Annotated in this window: 22 protein-coding genes; 11 read left to right on the top strand and 11 right to left on the bottom strand. The window is 71.6% G+C overall.

Annotated features, from left to right (window positions below):
• The 4 genes from AOK00_RS01190 to AOK00_RS01175 form a co-directional block, all read right to left on the bottom strand.
• Positions 1 to 492 (bottom strand): ABC transporter permease (locus AOK00_RS01190; RefSeq protein ID WP_367870020.1); only part of this gene is annotated, 492 nt, incomplete at its 3' end.
• Complete coding sequence (locus AOK00_RS01185) at positions 489 to 1,658, bottom strand: ABC transporter ATP-binding protein (RefSeq protein WP_055598455.1); 1,170 nt, start codon at positions 1,656 to 1,658, stop codon at positions 489 to 491. The genes AOK00_RS01190 and AOK00_RS01185, both read right to left, overlap by 4 nt.
• A 43-nt stretch (positions 1,659 to 1,701) precedes the next feature.
• Positions 1,702 to 2,949 (bottom strand): ABC transporter substrate-binding protein, encoded by a 1,248-nt coding sequence (locus AOK00_RS01180; protein ID WP_055598454.1) that lies wholly within the window; start codon positions 2,947 to 2,949, stop codon positions 1,702 to 1,704.
• Between the two features lie 73 nt (positions 2,950 to 3,022).
• Entirely contained in the window at positions 3,023 to 4,540 is a 1,518-nt protein-coding gene (locus AOK00_RS01175) for a gamma-aminobutyraldehyde dehydrogenase (protein ID WP_055598453.1), read from the bottom strand.
• Between the two features lie 175 nt (positions 4,541 to 4,715).
• Between AOK00_RS01175 and AOK00_RS01170 the strand changes: the two genes are divergently transcribed.
• Positions 4,716 to 5,267, top strand: a complete 552-nt coding sequence (locus AOK00_RS01170) for an NADAR family protein (protein WP_055598452.1) — start codon at positions 4,716 to 4,718, stop codon at positions 5,265 to 5,267.
• A 221-nt stretch (positions 5,268 to 5,488) separates the two neighbouring features.
• Here the strand turns inward: AOK00_RS01170 and AOK00_RS01165 are convergent, their stop codons facing one another.
• Positions 5,489 to 6,169, bottom strand: a complete 681-nt coding sequence (locus AOK00_RS01165) for a DUF4190 domain-containing protein (protein ID WP_055598451.1) — start codon at positions 6,167 to 6,169, stop codon at positions 5,489 to 5,491.
• 75 nt (positions 6,170 to 6,244) lie between these two features.
• On the opposite strand from AOK00_RS01165, the gene AOK00_RS01160 reads away from it, so the two are divergent.
• The 6 genes from AOK00_RS01160 to AOK00_RS01135 all read left to right on the top strand — a co-directional run bounded on the left by AOK00_RS01160 (position 6,245) and on the right by AOK00_RS01135 (position 12,087).
• Positions 6,245 to 7,276 carry an adenosine deaminase gene (locus tag AOK00_RS01160; protein ID WP_055598450.1) on the top strand — a complete coding sequence of 344 codons (1,032 nt, stop codon included), beginning with the start codon at positions 6,245 to 6,247 and terminating at the stop codon, positions 7,274 to 7,276.
• A 56-nt stretch (positions 7,277 to 7,332) separates the two neighbouring features.
• Entirely contained in the window at positions 7,333 to 8,058 is a 726-nt protein-coding gene (locus tag AOK00_RS01155) for a glycerophosphodiester phosphodiesterase (RefSeq protein ID WP_055598460.1), read from the top strand.
• Positions 8,055 to 8,840: an SAM-dependent methyltransferase gene (locus tag AOK00_RS01150; protein ID WP_055598449.1), complete on the top strand. Its 786-nt coding sequence runs from the start codon at positions 8,055 to 8,057 to the stop codon at positions 8,838 to 8,840. Before AOK00_RS01155 ends, AOK00_RS01150 begins: the two co-directional genes overlap by 4 nt.
• Complete coding sequence (locus tag AOK00_RS01145) at positions 8,840 to 10,066, top strand: histidine kinase (RefSeq protein ID WP_079041776.1); 1,227 nt, start codon at positions 8,840 to 8,842, stop codon at positions 10,064 to 10,066. The genes AOK00_RS01150 and AOK00_RS01145 overlap by 1 nt, the downstream gene beginning before the upstream one ends.
• Positions 10,063 to 10,776 (top strand): response regulator, encoded by a 714-nt coding sequence (locus AOK00_RS01140; protein WP_055598448.1) that lies wholly within the window; start codon positions 10,063 to 10,065, stop codon positions 10,774 to 10,776. The genes AOK00_RS01145 and AOK00_RS01140 overlap by 4 nt, the downstream gene beginning before the upstream one ends.
• A 96-nt stretch (positions 10,777 to 10,872) precedes the next feature.
• Entirely contained in the window at positions 10,873 to 12,087 is a 1,215-nt protein-coding gene (locus AOK00_RS01135) for a serine hydrolase domain-containing protein (protein WP_055598447.1), read from the top strand.
• Between the two features lie 34 nt (positions 12,088 to 12,121).
• On the opposite strand, the gene AOK00_RS01130 is transcribed toward AOK00_RS01135, so the two are convergent.
• The 3 genes from AOK00_RS01130 to AOK00_RS01120 form a co-directional block, all read right to left on the bottom strand.
• The gene (locus AOK00_RS01130; protein WP_055598446.1) at positions 12,122 to 12,661 is read right to left on the bottom strand and encodes a hypothetical protein; all 540 of its coding nucleotides are present in this window, start codon (positions 12,659 to 12,661) and stop codon (positions 12,122 to 12,124) included.
• 176 nt (positions 12,662 to 12,837) lie between these two features.
• Positions 12,838 to 14,004, bottom strand: a complete 1,167-nt coding sequence (locus tag AOK00_RS01125) for a polyamine ABC transporter substrate-binding protein (RefSeq protein ID WP_055598458.1) — start codon at positions 14,002 to 14,004, stop codon at positions 12,838 to 12,840.
• Positions 14,005 to 14,147: 143 nt separating this feature from the next.
• Entirely contained in the window at positions 14,148 to 15,584 is a 1,437-nt protein-coding gene (locus tag AOK00_RS01120) for a gamma-aminobutyraldehyde dehydrogenase (RefSeq protein WP_055598445.1), read from the bottom strand.
• Between the two features lie 205 nt (positions 15,585 to 15,789).
• On the opposite strand from AOK00_RS01120, the gene AOK00_RS01115 reads away from it, so the two are divergent.
• The 4 genes from AOK00_RS01115 (at position 15,790) to AOK00_RS01100 (ending at position 19,721) form a co-directional block, all read left to right on the top strand.
• Complete coding sequence (locus AOK00_RS01115; RefSeq protein ID WP_030322349.1) at positions 15,790 to 16,281, top strand: Lrp/AsnC family transcriptional regulator; 492 nt, start codon at positions 15,790 to 15,792, stop codon at positions 16,279 to 16,281.
• Positions 16,266 to 17,645 (top strand): aspartate aminotransferase family protein, encoded by a 1,380-nt coding sequence (locus tag AOK00_RS01110; RefSeq protein ID WP_173861483.1) that lies wholly within the window; start codon positions 16,266 to 16,268, stop codon positions 17,643 to 17,645. The genes AOK00_RS01115 and AOK00_RS01110 overlap by 16 nt, the downstream gene beginning before the upstream one ends.
• 214 nt (positions 17,646 to 17,859) lie before the next feature.
• Positions 17,860 to 18,588 carry an ABC transporter ATP-binding protein gene (locus tag AOK00_RS01105; RefSeq protein WP_055598442.1) on the top strand — a complete coding sequence of 243 codons (729 nt, stop codon included), beginning with the start codon at positions 17,860 to 17,862 and terminating at the stop codon, positions 18,586 to 18,588.
• Positions 18,570 to 19,721, top strand: a complete 1,152-nt coding sequence (locus AOK00_RS01100) for a hypothetical protein (RefSeq protein ID WP_055598441.1) — start codon at positions 18,570 to 18,572, stop codon at positions 19,719 to 19,721. The genes AOK00_RS01105 and AOK00_RS01100 overlap by 19 nt, the downstream gene beginning before the upstream one ends.
• Positions 19,722 to 20,282: 561 nt before the next feature.
• On the opposite strand, the gene AOK00_RS01095 is transcribed toward AOK00_RS01100, so the two are convergent.
• The 3 genes from AOK00_RS01095 to AOK00_RS01085 form a co-directional block, all read right to left on the bottom strand.
• Positions 20,283 to 20,930 (bottom strand): dihydrofolate reductase family protein, encoded by a 648-nt coding sequence (locus AOK00_RS01095; protein ID WP_055598440.1) that lies wholly within the window; start codon positions 20,928 to 20,930, stop codon positions 20,283 to 20,285.
• A 78-nt stretch (positions 20,931 to 21,008) separates the two neighbouring features.
• Complete coding sequence (locus AOK00_RS01090) at positions 21,009 to 22,037, bottom strand: ABC transporter ATP-binding protein (protein WP_055598439.1); 1,029 nt, start codon at positions 22,035 to 22,037, stop codon at positions 21,009 to 21,011.
• A complete protein-coding gene (locus AOK00_RS01085) occupies positions 22,037 to 23,686 on the bottom strand; it encodes an ABC transporter permease (RefSeq protein ID WP_055598438.1) in 1,650 nt (549 codons plus the stop codon). The genes AOK00_RS01090 and AOK00_RS01085 overlap by 1 nt, the downstream gene beginning before the upstream one ends.
• Between the last annotated feature and the right edge of the window lie 35 nt (positions 23,687 to 23,721).

The raw sequence follows: 23,721 nt of genomic DNA, 5'->3' as shown, positions 1-23,721 counted from the left end.
GGTCACGTCGAGGACGTGCAGCGCGTTCAGCGCGTCGACGACGAGGCTGTCGTCGGCGAGGATCGTCTTCCAGGCCAGCGTCCGGATCAGGAAGCTGGTGAAGAAGGGCGCGATGACGAGGACGAGGAGCAGATTGCGCCAGCGGCCGGCCTTGAAGGCGATGAGGTACGCGAGGGGGTAGCCGAGCAGCAGGCAGAGCAGGGTCGCGGTCCCGGCGTAGAGCAGGGAGCGGACGAACTGCGGCCAGTACTCCTGGAAGGCGTCCCAGTAGGTCTGGAAGTGCCAGGTGACCTCGAAGCCGGCTTCGAGCGAGCCGGTCTGGACCGAGGTCGAGGCCTGGTAGACCATCGGCAGCGCGAAGAAGACGAGCAGCCAGATGATGCCGGGCAGCAGCAGCCAGTAGGGGACGAGCCGCTTGCGGGTGGAGGGCTTGCGCAGAACCGGTTCCTCGACCGGTGCCGCCTCCTCCTTCTGGAGCGTGGACGTGGTCATCCGGCGTCCTCCACCGTCTCCACGCCCGCGTCGATGTCCTGGGCGGCGTCCAGACCGAACGTGTGCGCCGGGTTCCAGTGCAGGACGACCTCGGCACCGGGGACCAGACGGGCGTCGCGCTCGATGTTCTGCTCGTAGACCTGGAGCTCCGCACCGGCCGGCGAGTTCACCACGTACTGGGTGGAGACGCCGATGAACGAGGAGTCGGCGATCCGGCCGGTGACCCGGTTGCGGCCGTCGGCTATCGAGCCCGCGTCGTCGGCGTGCGCGAGCGAGATCTTCTCGGGGCGGACGCCCACGAGCACCTTGCCGCCCGGGCGGACGGCGGAGGTACAGCGGTCGCCGGGGACGCGGAGCTTGCCGCCGCCCGCCGTGACGAGTACGTCGGAGCCCGTCTCCAGGACCTCCGCCTCGATGAGGTTGGAGGTGCCGAGGAAGTTGGCCACGAAGGTGGTCTGCGGGTTCTCGTACAGGTCGGCGGGGGCGCCGAGCTGCTCGACGCGGCCGCCGTTCATCACCGCGACCTGGTCGGCCATCGTCATGGCCTCCTCCTGGTCGTGGGTGACGTGCACGAAGGTGATGCCGACCTCGGTCTGGATGCGCTTGAGCTCCAGCTGCATCTGGCGGCGCAGCTTGAGGTCGAGGGCGCCGAGCGGCTCGTCGAGGAGCAGCACCTGCGGGTGGTTGATGAGCGCGCGGGCCACGGCGACGCGCTGCTGCTGGCCGCCGGAGAGCTGGTGCGGCTTGTGCCGGGCCTTGTCGCCGAGCTGGACGAGCTCCAGCATGTCGTCGACCTGCTTCTTCACCGACTTGATGCCGCGGCGGCGCAGGCCGAAGGCGATGTTCTCGGTGATGTCCATGTGCGGGAAGAGCGCGTAGGACTGGAAGACGGTGTTGACCGGCCGCTTGTACGGCGGGAGGTCGGTGACGTCCTTGTCGCCGAGGAAGACGGTGCCGGTGCTGGGGTCCTCCAGTCCGGCGATCATCCGCAGGGTGGTGGTCTTGCCGCAGCCCGAGGCGCCGAGGAGGGCGAAGAAGGAGCCCTGGGGGACGGTCAGGTCGAGCGGGTGGACGGCGGTGAAGGAGCCGTAGGACTTGCTGATCCCGGTGAGACGGACGTCGCCGCCGCCAGTGTTCTTTCCGGTGTGAGCAGTCTTGTCAGTCATGGGTTGTGGTCCCGGGGAGTGAGAGAGGTGGACGACGGGGGCCTCAGGCGCCGATGAGCTTGGCGAACTTCTCCTCGTACGCCGTCTCCTCCGCGCTGGTGAGCGAGCGGAAGGCGTGCGACTTCTTGGCCATGGCCTTGTCCGGGAGGATCAGCGTGTTGTTCGCGAGTTCGGGGTCGATCTCGGCGAGCTCGTCCTTCACCCCGTCGACGGGGCACACGTAGTTGATGTACGCGGCGAGCTGGGCGGCGACGGGAAGCTCGTAGTAGTAGTCGATGAGCTTCTCGGCGTTGGTCTTGTGCCGGGCCTGGGCGGGGACGAGCAGGTTGTCGCTGGAGGTGATGTAACCGGCGGACGGGATGGAGAACTTGATGTCCGGGTTGTCCGCCTGGAGCTGGATGATGTCGCCGGCCCAGGCGAGGCAGGCGGCGATGTCGCCCTTGTCCAGGTCGGAGGTGTAGTCGTTGCCGGTGAAGCGGCGGATCTGCTTCTTGTCGACGCCCTTCTGGAGGCGTCCGATCGCCGCGTCGTAGTCGGCGTCGGTGAAGTGGCCCGGGTCCTTGCCGAGGTCGAGCAGCGTCATGCCGACGGAGTCCCGCATCTCGGTGAGGAAGCCGACCCGCCCCTTGAGCGAGGGGTCGTCGAGGAGCTGGGTGACCGAGTCGACCTTCTTCCCGCCGGTCGCCTTGGCGTTGTACGCGATGACGGTGGAGATTCCGGTCCACGGGTACGAGTAGGCGCGGCCCGGGTCCCAGTCGGGGCTGCGGAACTGGGCGGAGAGGTTCGCGTACGCGTGGGGGAGGTTCGAGGGGTCGAGCTTCTGGGCCCAGCCGAGCCGGATCATCCGGGCGGCGAGCCAGTCGGTGACGCAGATCAGGTCGCGTCCGGTGTCCTGGCCGGCCGCGAGCTGCGGCTTGATCTTGCCGAAGAACTCGACGTTGTCGTTGATGTCCTCGGTGTACTTGACGTTGATCCCGGTGCGCTTCGCGAACGCCTCCAGGGTCGGGCGGGACTTCTCGTCCTCGCTGACGTCCATGTACTCGGTCCAGTTGGAGAAGGCGAGGGTCTTCTCCTTGGCCGACACGTCGGTGGAGGCGGGCCCCTGGCCCTCCCGCCTGGCCGGCGGGATGCCGCAGGCGCTCAGGGAGGCGAGGCCTCCGACGGTGAGCGCGCCGACACCGCCCGCGCGCAGCATCGAACGGCGGGTGAGGGCGCCCCGGCCGCTCGTCAGGCTGCGGCGTATCGCCGCCGTCTGCGCGGCGGAGAGGCTGTCGGGCTCGTACTGCTCCATGCGCTGTGCCCTTTCGGGATGGGTGGGCCGCTGGTCGGGCGGCGAGTGCCATGCGGTGGTAGCCGCAGATCGATTACGGACGGTCCCCGAAGATCGTGCGGTGCCAGTCCTTCGCGGCGACCGCGGTGTTGTCGAACATCACGTGCTTGACCTGGGTGTACTCCTCGAAGGAGTACGCCGACATGTCCTTCCCGTAGCCGGACGCCTTGGTGCCGCCGTGGGGCATCTCGCTGATGATCGGGATGTGGTCGTTGACCCAGACACAGCCGGCCTTGATCTCACGGGTGGCGCGGTTGGCCCGGTAGACGTCCCGGCTCCAGGCCGAGGCGGCCAGGCCGTACGGGGTGTCGTTGGCGAGCCGGATGCCCTCGTCGTCGCTGTCGAAGGGCAGGGCCACCAGGACCGGGCCGAAGATCTCCGACTGCACGACCTCGCTGTCCTGCGCGGCGCCGGTGATCAGGGTCGGACGATAGTACGCACCGTCCTTGAGGTCTCCGCCAGGGGCTTCCCCGCCGGTGACGACGGTGGCGTAGCCGCGGGCCCGCTCCACGAAGGCGGCGACGCTGTCGCGGTGGCGGTGGCTGACGAGGGGCCCGAGGTCGGTGGCCGGGTCGAAGGGGTCGCCGAGCCGGACGGTCTCCATCAGTTCGGCGACGCGCGCGACGAACGCGTCGAAGAGCGGGCGCTGGACGTACGCGCGCGTGGCGGCGGTGCAGTCCTGGCCGCTGTTGATGAGGGAGGCGGCGACGGCACCGTGCGCGGCGGCCTCCAGGTCGGCGTCGTCGAAGACCACGAAGGGGGCCTTGCCGCCGAGTTCGAGGTGGAGGCGCTTCACGGTGGCGGTGGCGATCTCGGCGACCCGCTTGCCGACGGGGGTGGAGCCGGTGAAGGAGGTCATGACGACGTCGGGGTGGCCGACGAGGTGTTCGCCGACGGTCTTCCCGGCCCCGTTGACGATGTTGACCACACCGTCGGGGATGCCGGCCTCCTTCGCCGCCTGCGCGAACATCAGGGAGGTCAGCGGGGTGAGTTCGGCGGGCTTGAGGACGATCGTGTTGCCGGCGGCGATGGCCGGGAGGATCTTCCAGGCGGCCATCTGGAGCGGGTAGTTCCAGGGGGCGATGGAGCCGACGACTCCGATGGGTTCGCGGCGGATGTACGAGGTGTGGTCGCCGCTGTACTCGGCGGCGGACTGGCCCTGGAGGTGGCGGGCCGCCCCCGCGAAGAACGCGGTGTTGTCGACGGTGCCGGGCACGTCGAACTCGGTGGTGAGCTTGAGCGGCTTGCCGCACTGGAGCGACTCGACGCGGGCGAAGTCCTCGGCCCACTCGGCGAGGACGCCGGCGAAGCGGTGGAGCGCGTCGGAGCGCTCGCCCGGGGTGGCGCCGGCCCAGCCGGGGAAGGCGGCCTTGGCGGCGGCGACGGCCTCGTCCACGTCGGCGGTGGAGGCGAGCGTGTAGGTGTACACGCTCTCCCCGGTCGCCGGATCGATCACGCTGTGTTCCTGACCGGAGGTTCCGGCGCGGAGCCGCCCGCCGATGTACTGTGCGCCGTCCGCGAAGCGGTCCGTCACCTGGAAGCGGTTGCCCATGACGCTCTCCGTTGTTCCAGCTCGAATTGAGTGCCGATCCTGACAGAGGGACGATGTCCCAACAAGTGATTCCGTTGTTGCCTTTTGGTTACGCGACGGAATCGGTCGACCATGTGTCGAGGCGGCCGGAATATCTCCGTACCAAGTGTCCGTGGCGGATGCCACACTCGCGTGCATGAGCGAGCTCGAGTCTCTGATACAGCAGGTCAGCACGGGTGCCCGAGTGAAGTGGCTGCACTTCTGGGGTCACCGTCCGCACCCGGACGGTCGCCTCTCGGCGAGCTGTCTCAGCCAGTGGTGGCCCGCGCCGTTCGTGGTCGCCGGCGTGTCGTACGCGACGGCCGAGCACTGGATGATGGCCGCCAAGGCCCGGCTCTTCGAGGACGCCGAGGCCGAGCGGGGCGCGCTGTCCGCCCGTACCCCGGCCGAGGCCAAGAAGGCGGGCCGGCTCGTCCGGGGCTTCGACGAGGCGGTGTGGGCGCGGGAGCGCTTCGGGATCGTCGTCGAGGGCAGCGTCCACAAGTTCTCCTCGGACGAGGCCCTGCGCGCCTATCTCCTCGGCACCGGCACCCGGGTCCTGGTGGAGGCGAGCCCGGTGGACCGCGTCTGGGGCATCGGTCTGGCGGCCGACGACCCCCGCGCCCACGACCCGGCGAGCTGGCGCGGTGACAACCTCCTGGGCTTCGCCCTGATGGAGGCCCGGGAGCGGCTGTGCCAGGGCGCGTGAGCAGCGCCGGGCGACACCGAGGGCCCGGAAGCCCCCCGGGGGACACCGAGGGCCCGGAACCGCCGGGGGGGCACGAGGGCCCGGAACCGCCGGGGGGCGCCCGGTTCCCCCGAAGCGCCGGGACGCCGAGCGCCCCGGACCGGCCGGCCGACGCCGAGGGCCCCGCACCTCACGGTGCGGGGCCCTTGCCGTGCGGTCACCTGGCGTGACCGCGGGGTCGCTCAGCGGCTGCCGCTCTCGACCACCAGGCTCGACGCGAACGGGTCCTCGTCGTAGCCGGAGTTGTCGAAGGACGACGAGTCCTGGCTGACCGCCCAGATCACGAAGCCCAGGAAGACGGCGCTCACCAGGGTGCCGATGGCGCCGAGCACGATGCCCGCGATGGCCATGCCCCGGTTGGTCGCCTCGCCCCGGCCGCACTTCTTGATGCCGATGATGCCGAAGATCAGCGCCAGGATGCCCAGGATCACACCCAGGCCGTACAGGCAGAAGCCCGCGACCGCGATGATGCCGAGCACCATCGAGGCCGTGCCCATGCCGTTGGACGGGGACTGCTGCCAGCCGGTCTGGCCGGGGTAGCCGCCGGGCGACGGATAGCCGTACCCGGAACTCGTCGGGACGGGCGGCGGGGTCACCGCCGACGGGTACCCGTATCCGCCGGACGTGTCCGCCACCGGGTAGCCGTACGCGCCGGGCGTGGCCGCGGGCCCGCCGGGTGCCACCGGTGGCGGCGGCACGTCGGTGGGGCCGGGCTGCGCGAGCGGAACGGACGTGACGGTCTGCTGGTCGTGCACCGGCGACGGAGTCGTCGGCTTGCTCAGTTCCACCCCGTCACGGTTCGGCGGAGCCCACGGGTCCGTCGGGTCGTAACCGCCCCGCGACTGGTCTTGGTTGTCAGACATGGGCCTCCCCCATCATGGTCCCGCCATGCTACGGCCTCACTCCTGCGGGGTAACCGTCCGGCCTACGATGACGGGATGACCGATCTCCATCCCTTCATCGCGGGCCTGCCCAAGGCGGAGCTGCACGTCCACCACGTCGGCTCCGCCTCGCCCCGGATCGTCGCCGAGCTCGCCGCGCGGCACCCCGACTCCAAGGTCCCCACGGACCCGGAGGCGCTGACCGACTACTTCTCGTTCACCGACTTCGCGCACTTCATCGACGTCTACCTCTCGGTCGTCGACCTGGTCCGCACCCCCGAGGACGTCCGGCTGCTGACCTTCGAGGTCGCCCGTGACATGGCCCGGCAGAACATCCGGTACGCCGAGCTGACCATCACCCCCTACTCCTCCACCCGCCGGGGCATCGACGAGCGTGCCTTCATGGCGGCCATCGAGGACGCCCGCAAGGCGGCCGAGGCCGAGTTCGGCACCATCCTGCGCTGGTGCTTCGACATCCCGGGCGAGGCCGGCCTGGTCTCCGCCGAGGAGACCGCCCGGCTCGCCACCACCGACGGGCTGCGCCCCGAGGGCCTCGTCTCCTTCGGCCTCGGCGGTCCGGAGATCGGTGTGCCGCGCCCGCAGTTCAAGCCGTACTTCGACCAGGCGCGGGCGGCCGGCCTGCGCTCCGTCCCGCACGCGGGCGAGACGACCGGCCCGCAGACGATCTGGGACGCGATCAACGACCTGGGCGCCGAGCGCATCGGCCACGGCACCAGCTCGGTCCAGGACCCGGCGCTCCTCGCCCACCTGGCGGAGCACCGTATCGCCCTGGAGGTCTGCCCGACCTCGAACATCGCCACCCGGGCCGTCGCCACCCTGGACGAGCACCCGATCCGGCAGATGGTGGACGCCGGTGTCCTCGTCACGGTCAACAGCGACGACCCGCCGATGTTCGGCACCGACCTCAACAACGAGTACGCGGTCGCCGCCCGGCTCCTCGGCCTCGACGAGCGCGGTGTCGCCGCCCTCGCGAAGAACGCCGTGGAGGCCTCGTTCCTCGACCCGGCCGGAAAGGCCAGGATCGCCGCCGAGATCGACACGTACACCGACACCTGGCTCGCGCGCTGAGGACTGGCTCGCACGCCCGCGACGGCGAGAATGGGCCCATGGACTCCGACACCGCCATGGACCCGACCGCCGTCGTGAAAGCCGCCGAGGCCACGGCCTCCGTCACCGTCGTGGGCCATCGCGGCGACCCGTACCGCGTCCGCGAGAACACTCTCGGCTCGATCGCCTCGGCGCTCGACCTGGGCGCGGACGCGGTCGAGGTCGACGTCCGGCTGACGAAGGACGGCGTGCCCGTCCTCCTCCACGACGACACCCTGAAGCGCCTGTGGGCCCACGACCGGCCGCTCTCCGTGCTCTCGTACGAGCAGGTCCGGGAGCTGACGTACGGCGGGGTCCCGACCCTGCGCGAGGCCCTGCTCACCGCCGGGGAGAAGCGGCTGATGCTGGATCTGCCGGGCGGCGACGAGGACTCGGTCCGCGCCATCGTCCGTACGGTCCGCGAGTGCGGCGCCGGGGAGCGCGTCTACTACTGCGCCGGGGCCGTCGCCATGCTCCAGGTGCGCGCCGCCGACCCGGCCGCCGAGATCGCCCTCACCTGGAACTCGCTCGCCCCGCCCCGCCCGATCCTGCTCGACGTGGTCCGGCCCCGCTGGCTCAACTACCGCTTCGGCCTGGTGAGTCGGGCCCTCACCGACCGGGTGCACCGTGACGGTCTCCTCGTGTCGGCCTGGACGGCGGACACCTCCCGCACCATGCGTAAGCTGATCAGGAACGGGGTCGACTCGATCACCACGAACCGGGTCGACGCACTCGCCGCCGTCCTGCGAAAGGCCCAGGCATGAACGACCGGATCCGGACCGACATCGCCCACAACGCCCGGGTGTGGAACTACTGGCTGGGCGGCAAGGACAACTACCCGGTCGACCGCGTGGTCGGCGACCAGGTCACCGGCTTCTACCCGAGCATCGGCGAAGTGGCCCGCGCGGACCGGGCGTTCCTCGGCCGCGCCGTCACGTTCCTCGCCGCGGACGCCGGGATGCGCCAGTTCCTCGACATCGGTACGGGCCTGCCGACCGCCGACAACACCCACGAGGTCGCCCAGCGGGCCGCGCCCGACGCCCGGATCGTCTACGTCGACAACGACCCGATCGTCCTCACCCACGCCCGCGCGCTCCTGACCAGCGCGCCGGAGGGCGTCACCGAGTACGTGGACGCCGACGCCCACGACCCGGAGAAGATCCTGGCGGCGGCCGGCGCGACGCTCGACCTCTCCCGGCCGGTCGCCGTGATGATGCTCGGCATCCTCAACTTCGTCCTGGACACCGCCGAGGCCCGGACGATCGTCCGCACCCTGATGGACGCCGTCCCCTCCGGCAGCCACCTGGTCCTGACCCATCCCACCCTGGAGCCGGAGCTCGGCGGCGAGGGCAACAAGGCCGCCATGGCCTTCTGGAACGAGAACGCGACCCCGCCGATCACCGCCCGCAGCCGCGCCGAGTTCGCCTCCTTCTTCGACGGCCTCGACCTCCTGGAGCCGGGCGTCACCTCCTGCTCGCGCTGGCGCGCGACGACCGGGGACGCCCCCGTGGTGGCGCAGTTCGGCGCGGTGGGCCGCAAGCCGTAATGGGCGTACGGGGGGAAGCGCGCGCCCGACGGGAGGTGCGCGACCGGGGGGATCTGCGCGTACGTCAGGAGCTCCGCGGCCGGTGGGAGCGGGCGCGGAGCTGGAGCGGCGCCAACCCGTGGGCGGTGGACCTCGGCATCGCGCTGCTCGTACAGGCGGCGATGACGATGCCGTTCGTGGTGCCGCGCCCGCCCGAGATCGAACCGGCGACCTGGGCCGCGTACGGGCTGACGACGCTCACGGTGGTCCCGCTCGTCTGGCGGCGGCGGGCACCGGTAGCCGTCCTCCTCGCGATCCTGGCGACGAACACGCTGTACGTCCTGGCCCTGGAGGGACCGGGCCAGCCCCTGCCCTACACCGGGCTCGTCATCGTCTACACGATCGCGCTCCTCTCCCCGCCGCGGAAGCGGCTCGCGACCGCGGGGCTCATGGTCGTCGCGGTGCCCGTCTCGGTCTGGCTCAACACCCGGTCGGCCCGTGAACTGACCTTCTCGCTCTTCGTGTTCGGAGCCGCCTATGTCTTCGGCCGGCTCCAGGACGCCCGGCAGCGGGCGCATCTGATCGAGGCCGAGCGGGCCGCCGCACGTGAACGGGCCCGGATCGCACGGGAGATGCACGACATCCTGTCGCACGCGGTGAGCCTGATGATCGTGCAGGCCGAGGCGGGCCCGGTGGCGGTGCGGGCGGCGCCGGAGCGCGCGGAGGCCGCGTTCGAGGCGATCTCGGAGACGGGCCGCGAGGCGATGACCCAGCTTCGGCAGATGCTGGGGCTGCTGCGGGAGGGGACCGAGGGGGCACCGCCCCGCGAGCCGCAGCCGGACCTCTCCGGGATCCCCGCGCTGGTGGAACGGGTGAGGTCCGGCGGTCTGCTGGTGGAGTACACGACGGAGGGCGGGGTACGGGCGCTGCCGACGGCGACCGGCGCGAGCGCCTACCGGATCGTGCAGGAGGCCCTGACGAACGTCGTCAAGCACGCGGACGCCCGCCGGGCCGAGGTCCGGCTCGCCCACGCCGACGGCGTCCTGCGGGTCACGGTGACGGACGACGGACGCGGCCCCGCGCCGGGGCCGGCCGGACGCGGCTCCGGCGGCCACGGCCTCACCGGCATCCGGGAGCGGGCAGCCGCGCACGGCGGGACGGTGACGACCGGCCCGGCACCGGGCGGCCGGGGGTTCGAGGTGCGGGTCCTGCTCCCCGTACCCTCCACGGCGGAGGTGGGGAGATGACGACGATCCGGGTGGTGGTCGCGGACGACCAGGAACTGGTCCGCAGCGGCTTCGCGATGATCCTCGACGCGCAGCCGGACATCGAGGTCGTGGCGGAGGCCGGGGACGGCGCCGAGGCGGTCGAGGCGGTGCGCCGGCACGCCCCGGACGTGGCGCTCCTCGACATCCGGATGCCCGGCACGGACGGCATCGAGGCGTGCCGCGCGATCAGCGCGGGCACCGGCTGCCGGACGGTGATCCTGACGACCTTCGACACCGACGCGTATGTGTACGAGGCGCTGCACGCGGGCGCGAGCGGCTTCCTCCTCAAGGACGTGCGCCGGGACGATCTGGTGCACGCGGTACGGGTGGTGGCGGCGGGCGACTCGCTGCTCGCGCCCTCCGTGGCCCGCCGTCTGGTGGAGCAGTACACCGCGGGCGGCCCGCGCAGGACCGCCCCCGACCCCCGGCTCGACTCCCTGACGGGACGGGAGCGGGAGACCCTGCTGCTTCTCGCGCGCGGTCTCTCCAACGCGGAGATCGCGGCGGAGCTGGTGGTCAGCGACCACACGGTGAAGACGCACGTGGGGAACGTGCTCGCCAAGCTCGGCCTGCGGGACCGGATCCAGGCGGTGATCTGCGCGTACGAGACGGGTCTGGTCGCGGCGGGCTCTCCCCCGCCCGGGGGAGGCGAGGGGCCGGGGCCCTCCCCCGTGTCGGCGAGGAACTGACCGGCGGAAGACCGCCGGTGCGGGCGATCCGCCGATCGCCGCAGGTCAGCAGGATGGAGCCATCGAGAACAACGGCTCACACCACCGGAGTTGACCATGAGGACGTCCACCCGCACGCTGCTCGCCGCCGCCCTGGTCCTGGGGGTCGCGGCGGGCCCGGCCCTGACCCCGGCCTTCGCGACACCGGCCCTCGCGACACCGGCCTTCACGACACCGGCCCTCACGACTTCCCCGGCGGCCGCGTCGACCACCCGGCCGGTGAGCCCGGACCTGAGCGCGGCGATCGCCGGGCTCCCCCGGGCCGACGCCACGGCCGCGCTCGTCCGGGTCGGCGGCACCGAGGGTTCCTGGCAGGGCAGTTCAGGGGTCCACGACCTGACGACCGGCGCCCCGGCGGACCCGGCCGCCCGCTTCCGCACCGGATCGGTGACGAAGGTCTTCACGGCGGCGACCGTCCTCCAGCTGGCGTCCGAACGCCGGATCGACCTGGACCGCACGGCCCGCTCGTACCTGCCGGAGCTGATCCCCGGCCGGTACGCCACGGTGACCGTGCGCCAGCTCCTGAACCACACCCACGGCATCCCGGCCGCCGATCCCGCCGTCGGCGACACGGTGGAGGAGTGGTACGCCCACCGCTTCGACGTCCACAGCCCGGAGGCCATGGTCCGCTCGGCGACGTCGAAGCCGCGCGAGTTCCGGCCCGGCACGAAGCAGCACTACCTCAACATCGGTTACACGATCGCCGGTCTGATCGTGGAGCGGGTGACGGGCGACTCGTACGAGCACCAGGTGGAGCGGCGGATCCTGCGCCCGCTCGGCCTGCGGGACACCTACCTCCCGGGCGAGGCGGCCGGTCTCGTGGGCCCGTACAACCACGGCTACCAGACCATGCGGCTCGACGACGGTACGACCGGGCTGCGTGACGTCTCGGAGTGGGGGGTGACGGACGGCTGGGCGGCCGGTGACCTCGTCTCGACCACGGCCGACCTGGAGCGGTTCACCCGGGCGCTGTTCGCGGGCCGGGTGGTGCGCGGGCCGCTCCTGGAGGAGATGTTCGCCCTGCCGAAGGTCGCGGACCTGAGGTCGGGCGATCCGGCCGCGTACTCCGCGGGTCTGTCGATGAAGAAGCTCGGCGGCCGCGAGGTCTGGGGCAAGACCGGCGGCCGCTGGGGGTACAACGCGGCCATCGCCTCCACCCGCGACGGCGCGCGCACCCTCGTCTACAGCGTCAACTCCACCGACGCGAAGGGCCAGGACATGAACCCGACCGCCCTGAACGTCATGGTCGCGGCGTACGGCCTGCCGGACTAGCGGGCCCGGGCCGGATCAGCGGGCCCGGGCCCGGTCAGCGGACGCCGGCCGGCACGGGCTCCGGTGCCGGGGCGGCTTCGAGCCGCTTGATCAGCCGGCGTACGTGGAGCAGCGGCAGGATCCCGATGACGCCGAAGGACATGTCGATGACCGACCACCAGAAGGGGATGCCCCGGACGGGTCCGCAAATCAGGGCGAGCGGAATGATGCCGACGCAGGCGATCATGCCGAACTCGACGACCCAGACGTTGCGGACGGGCTCTCGGTAGGCGCCGTAGAAGGCGACCGCGATGACGAGGTGGGCGAAGGCGAGCCAGTCGGTGCCGTAGAGCAGGTACGGGGCCTGCTCGTCGGCGGTCTCGACGCCGCCCCGCACCCGCTCGATCCATTCGGCGAGCCCGGGGAGGAGGTCGGCCACGGGAGCCGCCCACCCGTCGAGCGAGGAGTCCAGCAGCCGGAGTTCGGTGACGAGCGGGAACGCGGTGATCCCGCTCAGGACCAGGCAGACGACGAAGACGATCAGCCAGACGCGGATGCGCGTGAGAAGGGCTCTCGGCCCGTTCGAGTCGCTCATGAGGGCAGCGTACGCCCCTCTTGAACGCGTTCAGAAATGGGGGGGTTCCCGTCGGCGCGCCACCGCGTGCGCGACGACGGTGGCGGCGAGCCCCTCTGCGTCGTGGGCGGCCCGGGCGAGGAACAGTCCCTATGCGGCAGGCAAGTTCGAGCGGGAGGGGGTCACATCCGGCTCGCTCACAGACCGACGATCGCGTTCCACCGCTTCGTGAAGTCCTGCCGCTCCTGGGCGGTGATGTCACGGGCGATCGCGAGGCGTCCCCGCATGTCCGCGTCCGGGAAGATCAGCGGGTCCTCCGCGAGCGCCACGAGCTCCTCGTCGCCGGAGTCCGCGAGGACCTTCTGCGCGCCCGGCACCGGGCACACGTAGTTGACCCAGGCGGCGAGTTCGGCGGCGACCTCGGGCTCGTAGTAGTAGTCGACGAGCTTCTCGGCGTTGGTCTTGTGGTGCGCCCGGTTGGGGATCAGGAGGGACTCGGCCCACAGTTCGGCGCCCTCCTCGGGGACGACGAACTCGATGTCCGGGTTGTCGGCCTGGAGCTGGATGACGTCGCCCGAGTACGCCTGGCAGGCCAGCACGTCACCGGTCGACAGGTCCTTGATGTAGTCGTTGCCGGTGAAGCGGCGGATGTGCCGCTTCTTCACGAGGCCCTCGATCTGCTCGCACAGGGCGTGGAAGTCGTCGCCCGTCCACCGGGTGACGTCGACGCCCCTGCCCATCATGAGCAGCGCGAAGGACTCGTCGAGCCCGGACAGCAGGGTGACCTTGCCGCGCAGGTCGTCGGCCCACAGCTCCTTGGTGGAGCGGAGCTCCCGGCCGAGCTTCCTGCGGTTGTACGCGATGCCGGTGATCCCGGACTGCCAGGGGACGCTGTGCAGCCGGCCCGGGTCGAAGGCGGGCGAGCGGAGCTGCGGGTCGAGGTGCTCGGTGACGTTCGGCTGGGTGGCGCGGTTCATCTCCTGGGCCCAGCCGAGGCGGACGAAGCGGGCGGCCATCCAGTCGCTGACGACGATCAGGTCGCGGCCGGTCTCCTGGTGGTTCATCAGGGACGGGCTGATCTTGCCGAAGAACTCGTCGTTGTCGTTGATCTCCTCGGTGTACCGGACGGAGATCCCGGTGCGCTTCCTGAACGCGTCGAGGGTCGGGCGCTTCCTGGCGTCCTCGTCATCGGTGTCGATGTAGAGCGGCCAGTTGGCGAAGTCGAGCGTCCGGTCCCGGGCGGAGAGGTCGCGGCCGGCCCGGTCGCTCTCGTCGACATAGGCGGCGGGGACCCCGCATCCGGCGGCGAGCAGGCTCGCGGCCCCGGCACCGCCGATGCCACGCAGCAGGGACCGGCGGGAGATGTTGTTCCTGGCTGTCGCTCTCACCCGTGCAGCATCGCGGCAGGCCACCGACCGGGGCAATGGACGCTCCGTCGAGCGACGCGACGCGGCCCCGACACCCTGTCGACCGGGGTGCCGGGGCCGCGTGGCGTTCAGGCGGGGGTTCAGCCCAGGGAGGTCATGACGTGCTTGATGCGCGTGTAGTCCTCGAAGCCGTAGGCGGAGAGGTCCTTGCCGTAGCCGGACTTCTTGTAGCCGCCGTGGGGCATCTCGGCGACCAGCGGGATGTGGGTGTTGATCCACACACAGCCGAAGTCGAGCGCCTTGGACATGCGCATCGCGCGCGCGTGGTCCTTGGTCCAGACGGAGGAGGCGAGGGCGTACTCGACGCCGTTCGCGAACTCCAGGGCCTGGGCCTCGTCCGTGAAGGACTGGACGGTGATGACCGGGCCGAAGACCTCGTTCTGCACGATCTCGTCGTCCTGCTTGAGGCCGGAGACGACGGTCGGGGCGTAGAAGTAGCCCTTCTCGCCGACCCGGTGACCGCCGGCCTCGACCTTGGCGTGGGCCGGGAGACGGTCGATGAAGCCGGTGACCTGCTTCAGCTGGTTGGCGTTGTTGAGCGGGCCGTAGAGCACGTCCTCGTCGTCCGGCTGACCGGTCTTGGTCTCGGCGGCGGCCTTGGCGAGGGCGGCGACGAACTCGTCGTGGATCGACTCGTGCACGATGACGCGGGTGGCGGCCGTACAGTCCTGGCCGGCGTTGAAGAAGCCGGCGACGGAGATGTCCTCGACGGCCTTCTCGATGTCGGTGTCCTCGAAGACCAGGACCGGGGCCTTGCCGCCCAGCTCCAGGTGGACGCGCTTGACGTCCTTGGCCGCCGACTCGGCGACCTGCATGCCGGCGCGCACGGAGCCGGTGATGGAGGCCATGGCCGGGGTCGCGTGCTCGACCATCGCCTTGCCCGTCTCGCGGTCGCCGCAGACGACGTTGAAGACGCCCTTGGGGACGATCTGGCCGATGATCTCCGCCATCAGGACGGTCGACGCGGGGGTCGTGTCCGAGGGCTTGAGGACGACGGTGTTGCCCGCGGCGAGCGCCGGGGCGAACTTCCACACGGCCATCATCATCGGGTAGTTCCACGGCGCGACCTGGGCGCAGACGCCCACGGGCTCGCGGCGGACGATGGAGGTCATGCCCTCCATGTACTCGCCGGCCGAGCGGCCTTCGAGCATCCGGGCGGCGCCGGCGAAGAAGCGGATCTGGTCCACCATGGGCGGGATCTCTTCGCTCGCGGTGAGAGCGACGGGCTTGCCGGTGTTCTGGACCTCGGCGGCGATCAGGTCCTCGGCACGCTCCTCGAAGGCGTCGGCGATCTTGAGGAGTACCTTCTGGCGCTCGGCCGGCGTGCTGTCACGCCAGGCGGGGAAGGCGGCCGCGGCGGCCTCCATCGCGGCGTCGACGTCAGCCTGGCCCGAGAGCGGGGAGGTGGCGTACACCTCGCCGGTGGCCGGGTTGACCACCTCGATGGTGCGGCCGTCGGCCGCGTCGCGGAACTCCCCGTTGATGTAGTTACGCAGCCGGCGCAGCTCGGTGGTCACTTGCCACCCCTCCTGTCACGTTCTGTCGTCGCACGTCCTTGTGCGGTGTCCCGATGGGCGAGACACCTCAGCCTAGTCGCTCGGCTGACGCTTTCAACAGGCCCACCCTCCTCCAACTTCGGATTCCGTGCGTTTCGAGGCCGTCAACAACGAATTACATCGCTCTGGGGTTGCAAGACCGACATTCTCGGTGCACAGTGAACTCGTGGCCAGTCGAAGCACAGAACCCAGAACCGGAACCGGTTCGTCCCCGACGATCGACGCCGTCTCCCTGGCGATCATCGAACAGCTCCAGGAGGACGGGCGCCGTCCCTACGCGGCGATCGGCAAGGCCGTGGGCCTCTCCGAGGCCGCCGTGCGGCAGCGCGTCCAGAAGCTGCTCGATCAGGGGGTCATGCAGATCGTCGCCGTCACCGACCCGCTCACCGTGGGTTTCCGGCGGCAGGCGATGGTCGGCATCAACGTCGAGGGTGACCTTGATCCGGTTGCGGAAGCCCTGACGGCCATGGCCGAATGCGAGTACGTGGTGATGACCGCGGGCTCCTTCGACCTGATGGTGGAGGTCGTCTGCGAGGACGACGACCACCTGCTGGATGTGATCAACAAGCGCATCCGCACCCTCCCCGGCGTGCGCTCCACCGAGAGCTTCGTCTACCTCAAGCTCAAGAAGCAGACCTATATGTGGGGAACTCGATAATCGTGACCCAGGACCTCTCCAAGACCGCGTACGACCACCTGTGGATGCACTTCACCCGCATGTCGTCGTACGAGAACTCGCCCGTTCCCACCATCGTGCGTGGTGAGGGCACCTACATCTTCGACGACAAGGGCAAGCGCTACCTCGACGGTCTCGCGGGTCTCTTCGTGGTCAACGCCGGACACGGCCGCAAGGAACTGGCCGAGGTCGCGTACAAGCAGGCCCAGGAGCTCGCGTTCTTCCCCGTGTGGTCGTACGCGCACCCCAAGGCCGTCGAGCTCGCCGAGCGCCTCGCGGACTACGCGCCGGGCGACCTGAACAAGGTCTTCTTCACCACCGGTGGCGGCGAGGCCGTCGAGACCGCGTGGAAGCTCGCCAAGCAGTACTTCAAGCTGCAGGGCAAGCACACCAAGTACAAGGTCATCTCGCGTGCGGTCGCCTACCACGGCACCCCGCAGGGCGCCCTGTCCATCACCGGTCTGCCGGCCCTGAAGGCCCCCTTCGAGCCGCTGGTCCCCGGCGCGCACAAGGTGCCGAACACCAACATCTACCGCGCCCCGATCCACGGCGACGACCCCGAGGCCTTCGGCCGCTGGGCCGCCGACCAGATCGAGCAGCAGATCCTCTTCGAGGGCGCCGACACCGTCGCGGCCGTCTTCCTCGAGCCGGTGCAGAACGCCGGTGGCTGCTTCCCGCCGCCGCCCGGCTACTTCCAGCGCGTCCGCGAGATCTGCGACCAGTACGACGTGCTGCTCGTCTCCGACGAGACGATCTGCGCCTTCGGCCGCCTCGGCACGATGTTCGCCTGTGACAAGTTCGGCTACGTGCCGGACATGATCACCTGCGCCAAGGGCATGACCTCGGGCTACTCCCCGATCGGCGCCTGCATCGTCTCGGACCGCATCGCGGAGCCCTTCTACAAGGGCGACAACACCTTCCTCCACGGCTACACCTTCGGTGGCCACCCGGTGTCGTCGGCGGTCGCCATCGCCAACCTCGACATCTTCGACAAGGAAGGCCTGAACCAGCACGTCCTCGACCAGGAGGGCAACTTCTTCGACACCCTGAAGAAGCTGCACGACCTCCCGATCGTCGGCGACGTCCGCGGCAACGGCTTCTTCTACGGCATCGAGCTCGTCAAGGACAAGGTCACCAAGGAGTCCTTCACGGACGAGGAGACCGAGCGCGTCCTGTACGGCTTCCTCTCCAAGGCGCTCTTCGAGAACGGTCTGTACTGCCGTGCCGACGACCGTGGCGACCCGGTCATCCAGCTCGCCCCGCCGCTGATCGCCGACCAGGGCACCTTCGACGAGATCGAGGGAATCCTGCGCTCGGTGCTCACCGAGGCCTGGACCAAGCTCTAAGGTCCCCGCCCCGCGAGGCACACGACATCACGCCGCCCTCACGGCGTGACCCCGGCCCGGGCATGCCGCCATCCGAGTGGATGGCGGCGGCCCGGGCCGCGTGCTGTCCGTACGAACGGATCCGAATACTTACGGTGCCCAGTGACCGACAGGCCCGTCCCTTCGTTCCCCCGGACGGGGGACACAGATCGGATCCGACATCGAGGTGTACGCGATGGCCCCACCGGACAACGACGTGCTCTGGGCGCGTTCCCTGCACTGCGCCCTGGGCGGTTCGGACGCCCTCAGCGGCGTCTCCCTCGGCGTCCGCGAGGGCGAGATCCTCGCCCTCGTCGGCCCGCGCGGCAGCGGCAAGACCACCCTCATGCGGTGCCTGTCCGGCCAGCTCATCGCCCAGCAGGGCGAGGTCTGGTTCAACAGCAGCCCCGTGCACACCCTGAGCGCCGCCGACCGCGAACGGCTCCGGCGCGACCGCTTCGGCTGGATCGACCCCGAGCCCGGCCTCGTCCCCGAGCTCACCGGCTGGGAGAACACGGCCCTGCCCCTGCTGCTCCGCGGCACCTCCCACCGGGCCGCGAAGACCGCCGCCGTGGAGTGGCTGGAGCGCCTCGACATCGGCGCCTGCGCCGGCAAGCGCCCGCACGCCCTCTCCCACGCGCAGCGCCAGCGCATCGCCATCGCCCGCGCGCTGGTCACCACCCCGTCGGTGCTGTTCGCCGACGAACCCACCGCGATCCTGCACCGGGCCGACGGCGCCCAGGTCCTGCGCACCCTGACCGCCGCCGCCCGCTCGCACGGCATCAGCGTGCTCCTCGCCACCCACGACGCCGAGGTCGCGGCGCTCGCCGACCGCACGGTCGCGCTCCTCGACGGACGCCGGGTCGGCACCGTACCCCCGGCGTCAGGGGCGGAGGGCGTCGCGGCGTGCTCGCTCTCCGTCTAGCCCGCGGGGCCCACCCCCTCGTCCAGACGCGCCGGCTCCTCGTCGCCGTCGCGGCGGCGGGGGTGGGTTTCCTCCTGCTCTGCACCCTCGGATACGCGGTCGGGCACCCGGAGCGGTCCTCGGCGTCCGTGCTGCGGCTGCTCTGGTGCGTCCTGCCGCTCGCCGCGACCGTCCAGTTCGCGGTCGCGGTGGCCCGGACCGACCCCAGCACCCGCCCCCGCCCGGGGCTCTCCGCGATCGGCCTCGGGCCCGCCCGCCTCACCGCGATCGCCGCCGCGTCGACGGCCGTCGCCTGCTCGCTCGGCTCCATGGTCGCGCTGCTGTTCTACCTCCACCTGCGCGGCGACATCACGGGCCTGCCCTTCGACGGGGCCGCCGCCGACCTCCTCGCCGCCGACCAGCCGATCCCGCTCGCCGCCGCCCTCACCCTGCTCGCCGTCCTCCCGGTCGTCGCGGCCACGGCCGCGGGCCTGGCCCTGCGACCGCGCACCGCGCCCGCCCCGCCGGAGGGCGCGGAGAAGCCGGTGCCGTCCGGGCTGCCGTGGGGGATCGCCCTGGTCGCGGTCGGCCTGGCCGTCGAGACGTACGCGGGCCGCAGCGGCGACACCGACGGACTCCCCCTGCCGGGCCGCTTCGACGGCAACCCGGCGGGCGTCCTCGCCGGCTGGGTCCTCGTCGCCGTCGGCCTCGCGATGGCCGGCCCCGGCCTGGTCCACGGCTGCGGCCGCCTCCTCCAGTCCGTCCGGCCGGGCGCCACACGGCTGCTCGCGGGCCGCGTCCTGATGGACGAGGCCCGCCGTATCGGCCGCCCCCTCGGCGTGGTCACCGCGGTGCTCTCCGGGACGCTCGCGGCGGCGGCCCTGCACGACGCGGGCACCGGCCCCGGCGCCTTCGGCCCGCTCACCGGCCTGGGCGCGGCCCTCGTCCTGGCCTGCACGACGGCCACCCTCCTCACCGCGGCCCTGGAGTCCAAGCAGTGCCGCGCCCACACCACCGAGGCCCTCCTCCGCATCGGCGCGCCGCCCACGGTCCTCCGCTCGGCGGCCCTGATGCGCGCCGGCGTGCTGCTCGCGGTCTTCCTGCCCCTGACGTGGGTCGTGGCGGAACTGGCGGCACTGCCGCTGACCGGCTGAGACACCGAGGAACCCTCCTGCCGGTCAGGCCGCGGGTCCGGCCCGGCCGGCACGACACCTCCAGGCGCGGCACCCCGGTGCCGCCCCTGTCGTGGGCCCATGGCGATACTTCCCCCGGCACACCGGCCGCCCGTCGGTCGACCAGGCCCCGGACGCCCCTGAGCGGCCGTCGAAGGCCTGACGGGAGGTGGGCGGGGGCCTGACGAGGGCTCACGAAGCGCTGCCGAGAGGCCGACGAGGGCCCCGCCCCGGAGCCGTACCCACGCCCGGCGGTGGCCCGCCCCGGAGCCCTACCCACGCCTCCGCCGCACGGCGGAGCGGGACGCGACCACGGGCCGACGATTCCCGGGGCGCTCCCCGCGAGGCTCGGACCATGACGCCGAAGACACTTGCCGAGCGGCCGTCCTGGGCCGACTGGCCCTCCTGGACGGGTCGCGCCGCCTCCGTGCGAACGCTGCTGGGGGTGTCTTGTCTGTCAGGCCGGATCAGGGAGCGGCGTCTGGTGCGCGTGCGTGGCGTCGAGGGGCAGAGGGGTTCGACGACAGGGCCTGGCGACCCGGTTCACTTCCGCCAGAAGAGGTGGTGCGTCACCGCACCGCCCGGGCTGGGCACGACATCGCGGTGGAACCGGTCGAGCAGCTCGTCGGGCGACTCCCAGAGCCGTACCCCCGCACCGAGCTTCACCGGCGCGACCGCGACGTGCAGGGTGTCGACGAGGTCGGCGTCGAGGAACTCCCGGATGACGGTGGCCCCGCCGCCGAGCCGGACGTCCTTGCCGTCCGCCGCCTCCTTCGCCCGCGCCAGCACGCTCGCCGGGTCGCCGTCGACGAAGTGGAACGTCGTGTCGGACAGCGTGAACGAGGGGCGCGGGTGGTGGGTCATGACGAACACCGGCGTGTGGAACGGCGGCTCGTCACCCCACCAGCCCTGCCACTCGAAGTCCTGCCAGGGCCCGCGCTGCGGCCCGAACTTGTTGCGGCCCATGATCTCGGCGCCGATGTTCCGGGAGAAGTCCCGCGTGAAGTAGTCGTCGAGGCCACGGCTGCCCCCGGGGTCGGTCCGGTTGGGCCAGCTCGCCGTGGCCCCCGCCCAGGAGAACATGGCCCCGGGATCCGCGTGCCCGAAGGGACGCTCCAGGCTCTGGCCCTCACCCGTACCGAATCCGTCGGACGAGACCATGAAGTTCTGGACTCTGAGCAGCTGGCCCATGGGGTTCCTCCCGCGTGGTCGACAAGGCATGACGAACACCAAGGAGACTCCACCGGACCGGGAAACTCATCGCACCCGCTACGGAATGTCGTCCGCCAGCACCACCACGTCCTCCGCCCGGAACTCCACCCCGACCGCGGCGCCCTCCCCCGGCACCTCCCGCAGCGGAAGCTCCGCGTCCAGCGGCGGTCCGTCCACCGGGCGAAGCCGTACGGCCACATGGCTGCCCCGGAAGGTCCGGGACTCGACCGTCCAGGCCGGCCCCTCCTCGACGGGCACGAGCCGTACCCCGCCGGGCCGGACCAGGAGCCGCCGCTCGCCCTGCGGCGAGCCGTCCGGCACCGGGACCTTCCCCCAGGCGGTCTCCGCGACCGGCCCGGTCACCCGCGCCGCCACCACGTTGTCGAACCCCAGGAAGCGGGCCACGAACTCCGAGGCCGGCCGCGACCACACCTCGACGGGTGCACCCGACTGGGCGATGCGCCCGTCCCGCATGACCACCACCCGGTCGGCCAGCGCGAAGGCCTCGCCCTGGTCGTGGGTCACCGCGAGCACCGTCGTGCCGAGCCGCCCGAAGAGCTGCCGCAGCTCCACGACGAGCCGCTCCCGCAGTCCCCGGTCGAGCTGGCCGAGCGGCTCGTCGAGCATCAGCAGCCGGGGCCGGGGAGCCAGGGCGCGGGCCAGCGCCACCCGCTGCTGCTCACCGCCGGAGAGCGCGGCGACGGACCTCCGCCCGGCGCCCGGCAGTCCGACGAGGTCGAGCAGCTCCGTCACCCGCTCGGTCTGCTCGGCCCTCCCGGCCCCGCGCATCCGCAGCCCGAAGGCGACGTTGCCGCCGACGTCCCGCTGCGGGAACAGCTGGTGGTCCTGGAACATCAGGCCGACGCCCCGCCGGTGCGCCGGCACCCCGCGCTGGTCGGCGCCGCCGAGGAGCACCCGCCCGCCGTCGAGGGCCTGCAGCCCCGCGACCACCCGTAGCAGCGTGGACTTGCCGCTGCCGCTCGGCCCGAGCACGGACACGATCTCGTGGTCGGCGACCTCCAGGTCCACGGCGTCGAGCGCTGCCCGCTCCCCGAACCGTACGGTCGCCCCGTCGAGTACCAGCATCAGAACTCCCCCGAGGTGCGGTCGGTCCGGAGCCGTTCGAGCAGCAGCAGGGACACCGCGCACACCACCATGAGGATCGTCGAGAGGGCCATCGCCTGGCCGTAGTTGAGTTCGCCGGGCCGGCCGAGGAGCCGGGCCACCGCCACCGGAAGCGTCGGGCTGTCGGGGCGGGCGATGAAGACGGTCGCGCCGAACTCGCCGAGCGAGACGGCGAACGCGAACCCGGCGGCGATCAGCAACGCCCGCCGCACCAGCGGCAGATCCACCTCCCGCCAGGCCCGCCACGGCGAGGCGCCGAGCACGGCCGCCGCCTCCCGCAGCCGCTCGTCCACCGCCCGCAGCACCGGCAGCATCGTCCGTACGACGAAGGGCACACCGACGAGTGCCTGTGCCAGCGGTACGAGGATCCAGCTGGCCCGCAGGTCGAACGGCGGCTCGTCGAGCGTGATGAGGAACCCGAAGCCGACGGTCACGGCCGACACCCCGAGCGGCAGCATGAGCAGCGCGTCGAAGCCCCGTACGAGCCGCCCGGCGGTGGGGGTCCCCCCGCGCGAGCGAAGCCGGGAGCGGGGGAGGGTCAGCGCGGCCGCGGCGAGCCCGCCGATGACGAGGGCGATCAGGGTGGCGACGACGGCGTACCGGAGCGAGTTCCCGATCGTGTCGAGCAGGGGCACGAGGAAGGTGCCGGAGGGGTCGGGGGTCTGCAGGGCCCGGTAGTAGTCGAGGCCGTAGCCGTGGGAGGTGGCGAAGGACCTCTCGACGAGCACGCCGAGCGGCAGCACGATCAGCAGGGCGACCGAGAGCAGGACGGCCGCGAACAGCGCCCACTGGCCGACGCCCCGGGGCCGGCGCGCCGCCTCCTCGGGTGCCACCATCCGCAGCGCGGTCTCCCGGCGGCGGACCGTCCGGGCGTGCACGGCGAGGACGACACCGACGGCGACGAACTGCACCATCGTGAGGACGGCCGCCGTCGTCAGGTCGAAGCGGACGACGGTCTGCCGGTAGATCTCCGTCTCGAGGGTGGAGTACGTGGATCCGCCCAGGATCTGGACGACGGCGAAGGAGCTCGCGGTGAACAGGAAGACCATCAGCGCCGCCGCGGCGACCGACGGGGCCAGCGCCGGCAGGGTCACGGTCCGCCACGCCTTCCAGCGTGACGCGCCGAGGACCCGGGCCGCCTCTTCCTGGCGGGGGTCGAGCTGCGCCCACAGGCCGCCGACGGTCCGTACGACGACGGCGTAGTTGAAGAACACATGGGCGATCAGGATCGCCCAGACCGTGGTGTCGAGCCGTACGCCCCACAGCTCGTCGAGGAGCCCGCCGCGACCGACGAGCGCCAGGAAGGCCGTACCGACCATGACGGTCGGCATCACGAAGGGCACGGTGACGACCGCGCGCAGCAGCCCCTTGCCGCGGAACTCGAAACGCGCGAAGACGTACGCGCCGGGCAGCGCGATCAGCAGGGTCAGCCCGGTGGAGGCGAGCGCCTGCCAGAGCGTGAACCACAGGACGTCGAGGATCTCCGGCCGGCTCAGCGTCTCGCCGAACCGGCCGAACTGCCACACGCCGTCGACGCGCAGCCCGCGCTCGACGATCGAGGCGACGGGCCAGGCGAAGAAGAGCGCGAAGAAGGCGACGGGCACGGCCATCAGGCCGAGCCGCGCCGCGCTTCCCCGGCGGTCGG

It is taken from the genome of Streptomyces aureus, assembly GCF_001418135.1.
Lineage (GTDB): Bacteria > Actinomycetota > Actinomycetes > Streptomycetales > Streptomycetaceae > Streptomyces > Streptomyces aureus_A.
Note: the sequence above shows the minus strand (reverse complement) of the source record. Positions and strands in the feature narration are given on the sequence as shown.

Excerpts from the sequence above, each read along its gene's own strand:
- AOK00_RS01185 (WP_055598455.1), bottom strand. The coding sequence starts at position 1,658 with ATGACTGACAAGACTGCTCACACCGGAAAGAACACTGGCGGCGGCGAC.
- AOK00_RS01165 (WP_055598451.1), bottom strand. The coding sequence starts at position 6,169 with ATGTCTGACAACCAAGACCAGTCGCGGGGCGGTTACGACCCGACGGAC.
- AOK00_RS01155 (WP_055598460.1), top strand. The coding sequence starts at position 7,333 with ATGGACCCGACCGCCGTCGTGAAAGCCGCCGAGGCCACGGCCTCCGTC.
- AOK00_RS01090 (WP_055598439.1), bottom strand. The coding sequence starts at position 22,037 with ATGCTGGTACTCGACGGGGCGACCGTACGGTTCGGGGAGCGGGCAGCG.
- AOK00_RS01180 (WP_055598454.1), bottom strand. The coding sequence starts at position 2,949 with ATGGAGCAGTACGAGCCCGACAGCCTCTCCGCCGCGCAGACGGCGGCG.
- AOK00_RS01145 (WP_079041776.1), top strand. The coding sequence starts at position 8,840 with ATGGGCGTACGGGGGGAAGCGCGCGCCCGACGGGAGGTGCGCGACCGG.
- AOK00_RS01095 (WP_055598440.1), bottom strand. The coding sequence starts at position 20,930 with ATGGGCCAGCTGCTCAGAGTCCAGAACTTCATGGTCTCGTCCGACGGA.
- AOK00_RS01105 (WP_055598442.1), top strand. The coding sequence starts at position 17,860 with ATGGCCCCACCGGACAACGACGTGCTCTGGGCGCGTTCCCTGCACTGC.
- AOK00_RS01175 (WP_055598453.1), bottom strand. The coding sequence starts at position 4,540 with ATGGGCAACCGCTTCCAGGTGACGGACCGCTTCGCGGACGGCGCACAG.
- AOK00_RS01130 (WP_055598446.1), bottom strand. The coding sequence starts at position 12,661 with ATGAGCGACTCGAACGGGCCGAGAGCCCTTCTCACGCGCATCCGCGTC.
- AOK00_RS01150 (WP_055598449.1), top strand. The coding sequence starts at position 8,055 with ATGAACGACCGGATCCGGACCGACATCGCCCACAACGCCCGGGTGTGG.
- AOK00_RS01085 (WP_055598438.1), bottom strand. The coding sequence starts at position 23,686 with ATGGCCGTGCCCGTCGCCTTCTTCGCGCTCTTCTTCGCCTGGCCCGTC.
- AOK00_RS01135 (WP_055598447.1), top strand. The coding sequence starts at position 10,873 with ATGAGGACGTCCACCCGCACGCTGCTCGCCGCCGCCCTGGTCCTGGGG.
- AOK00_RS01170 (WP_055598452.1), top strand. The coding sequence starts at position 4,716 with ATGAGCGAGCTCGAGTCTCTGATACAGCAGGTCAGCACGGGTGCCCGA.
- AOK00_RS01160 (WP_055598450.1), top strand. The coding sequence starts at position 6,245 with ATGACCGATCTCCATCCCTTCATCGCGGGCCTGCCCAAGGCGGAGCTG.
- AOK00_RS01140 (WP_055598448.1), top strand. The coding sequence starts at position 10,063 with ATGACGACGATCCGGGTGGTGGTCGCGGACGACCAGGAACTGGTCCGC.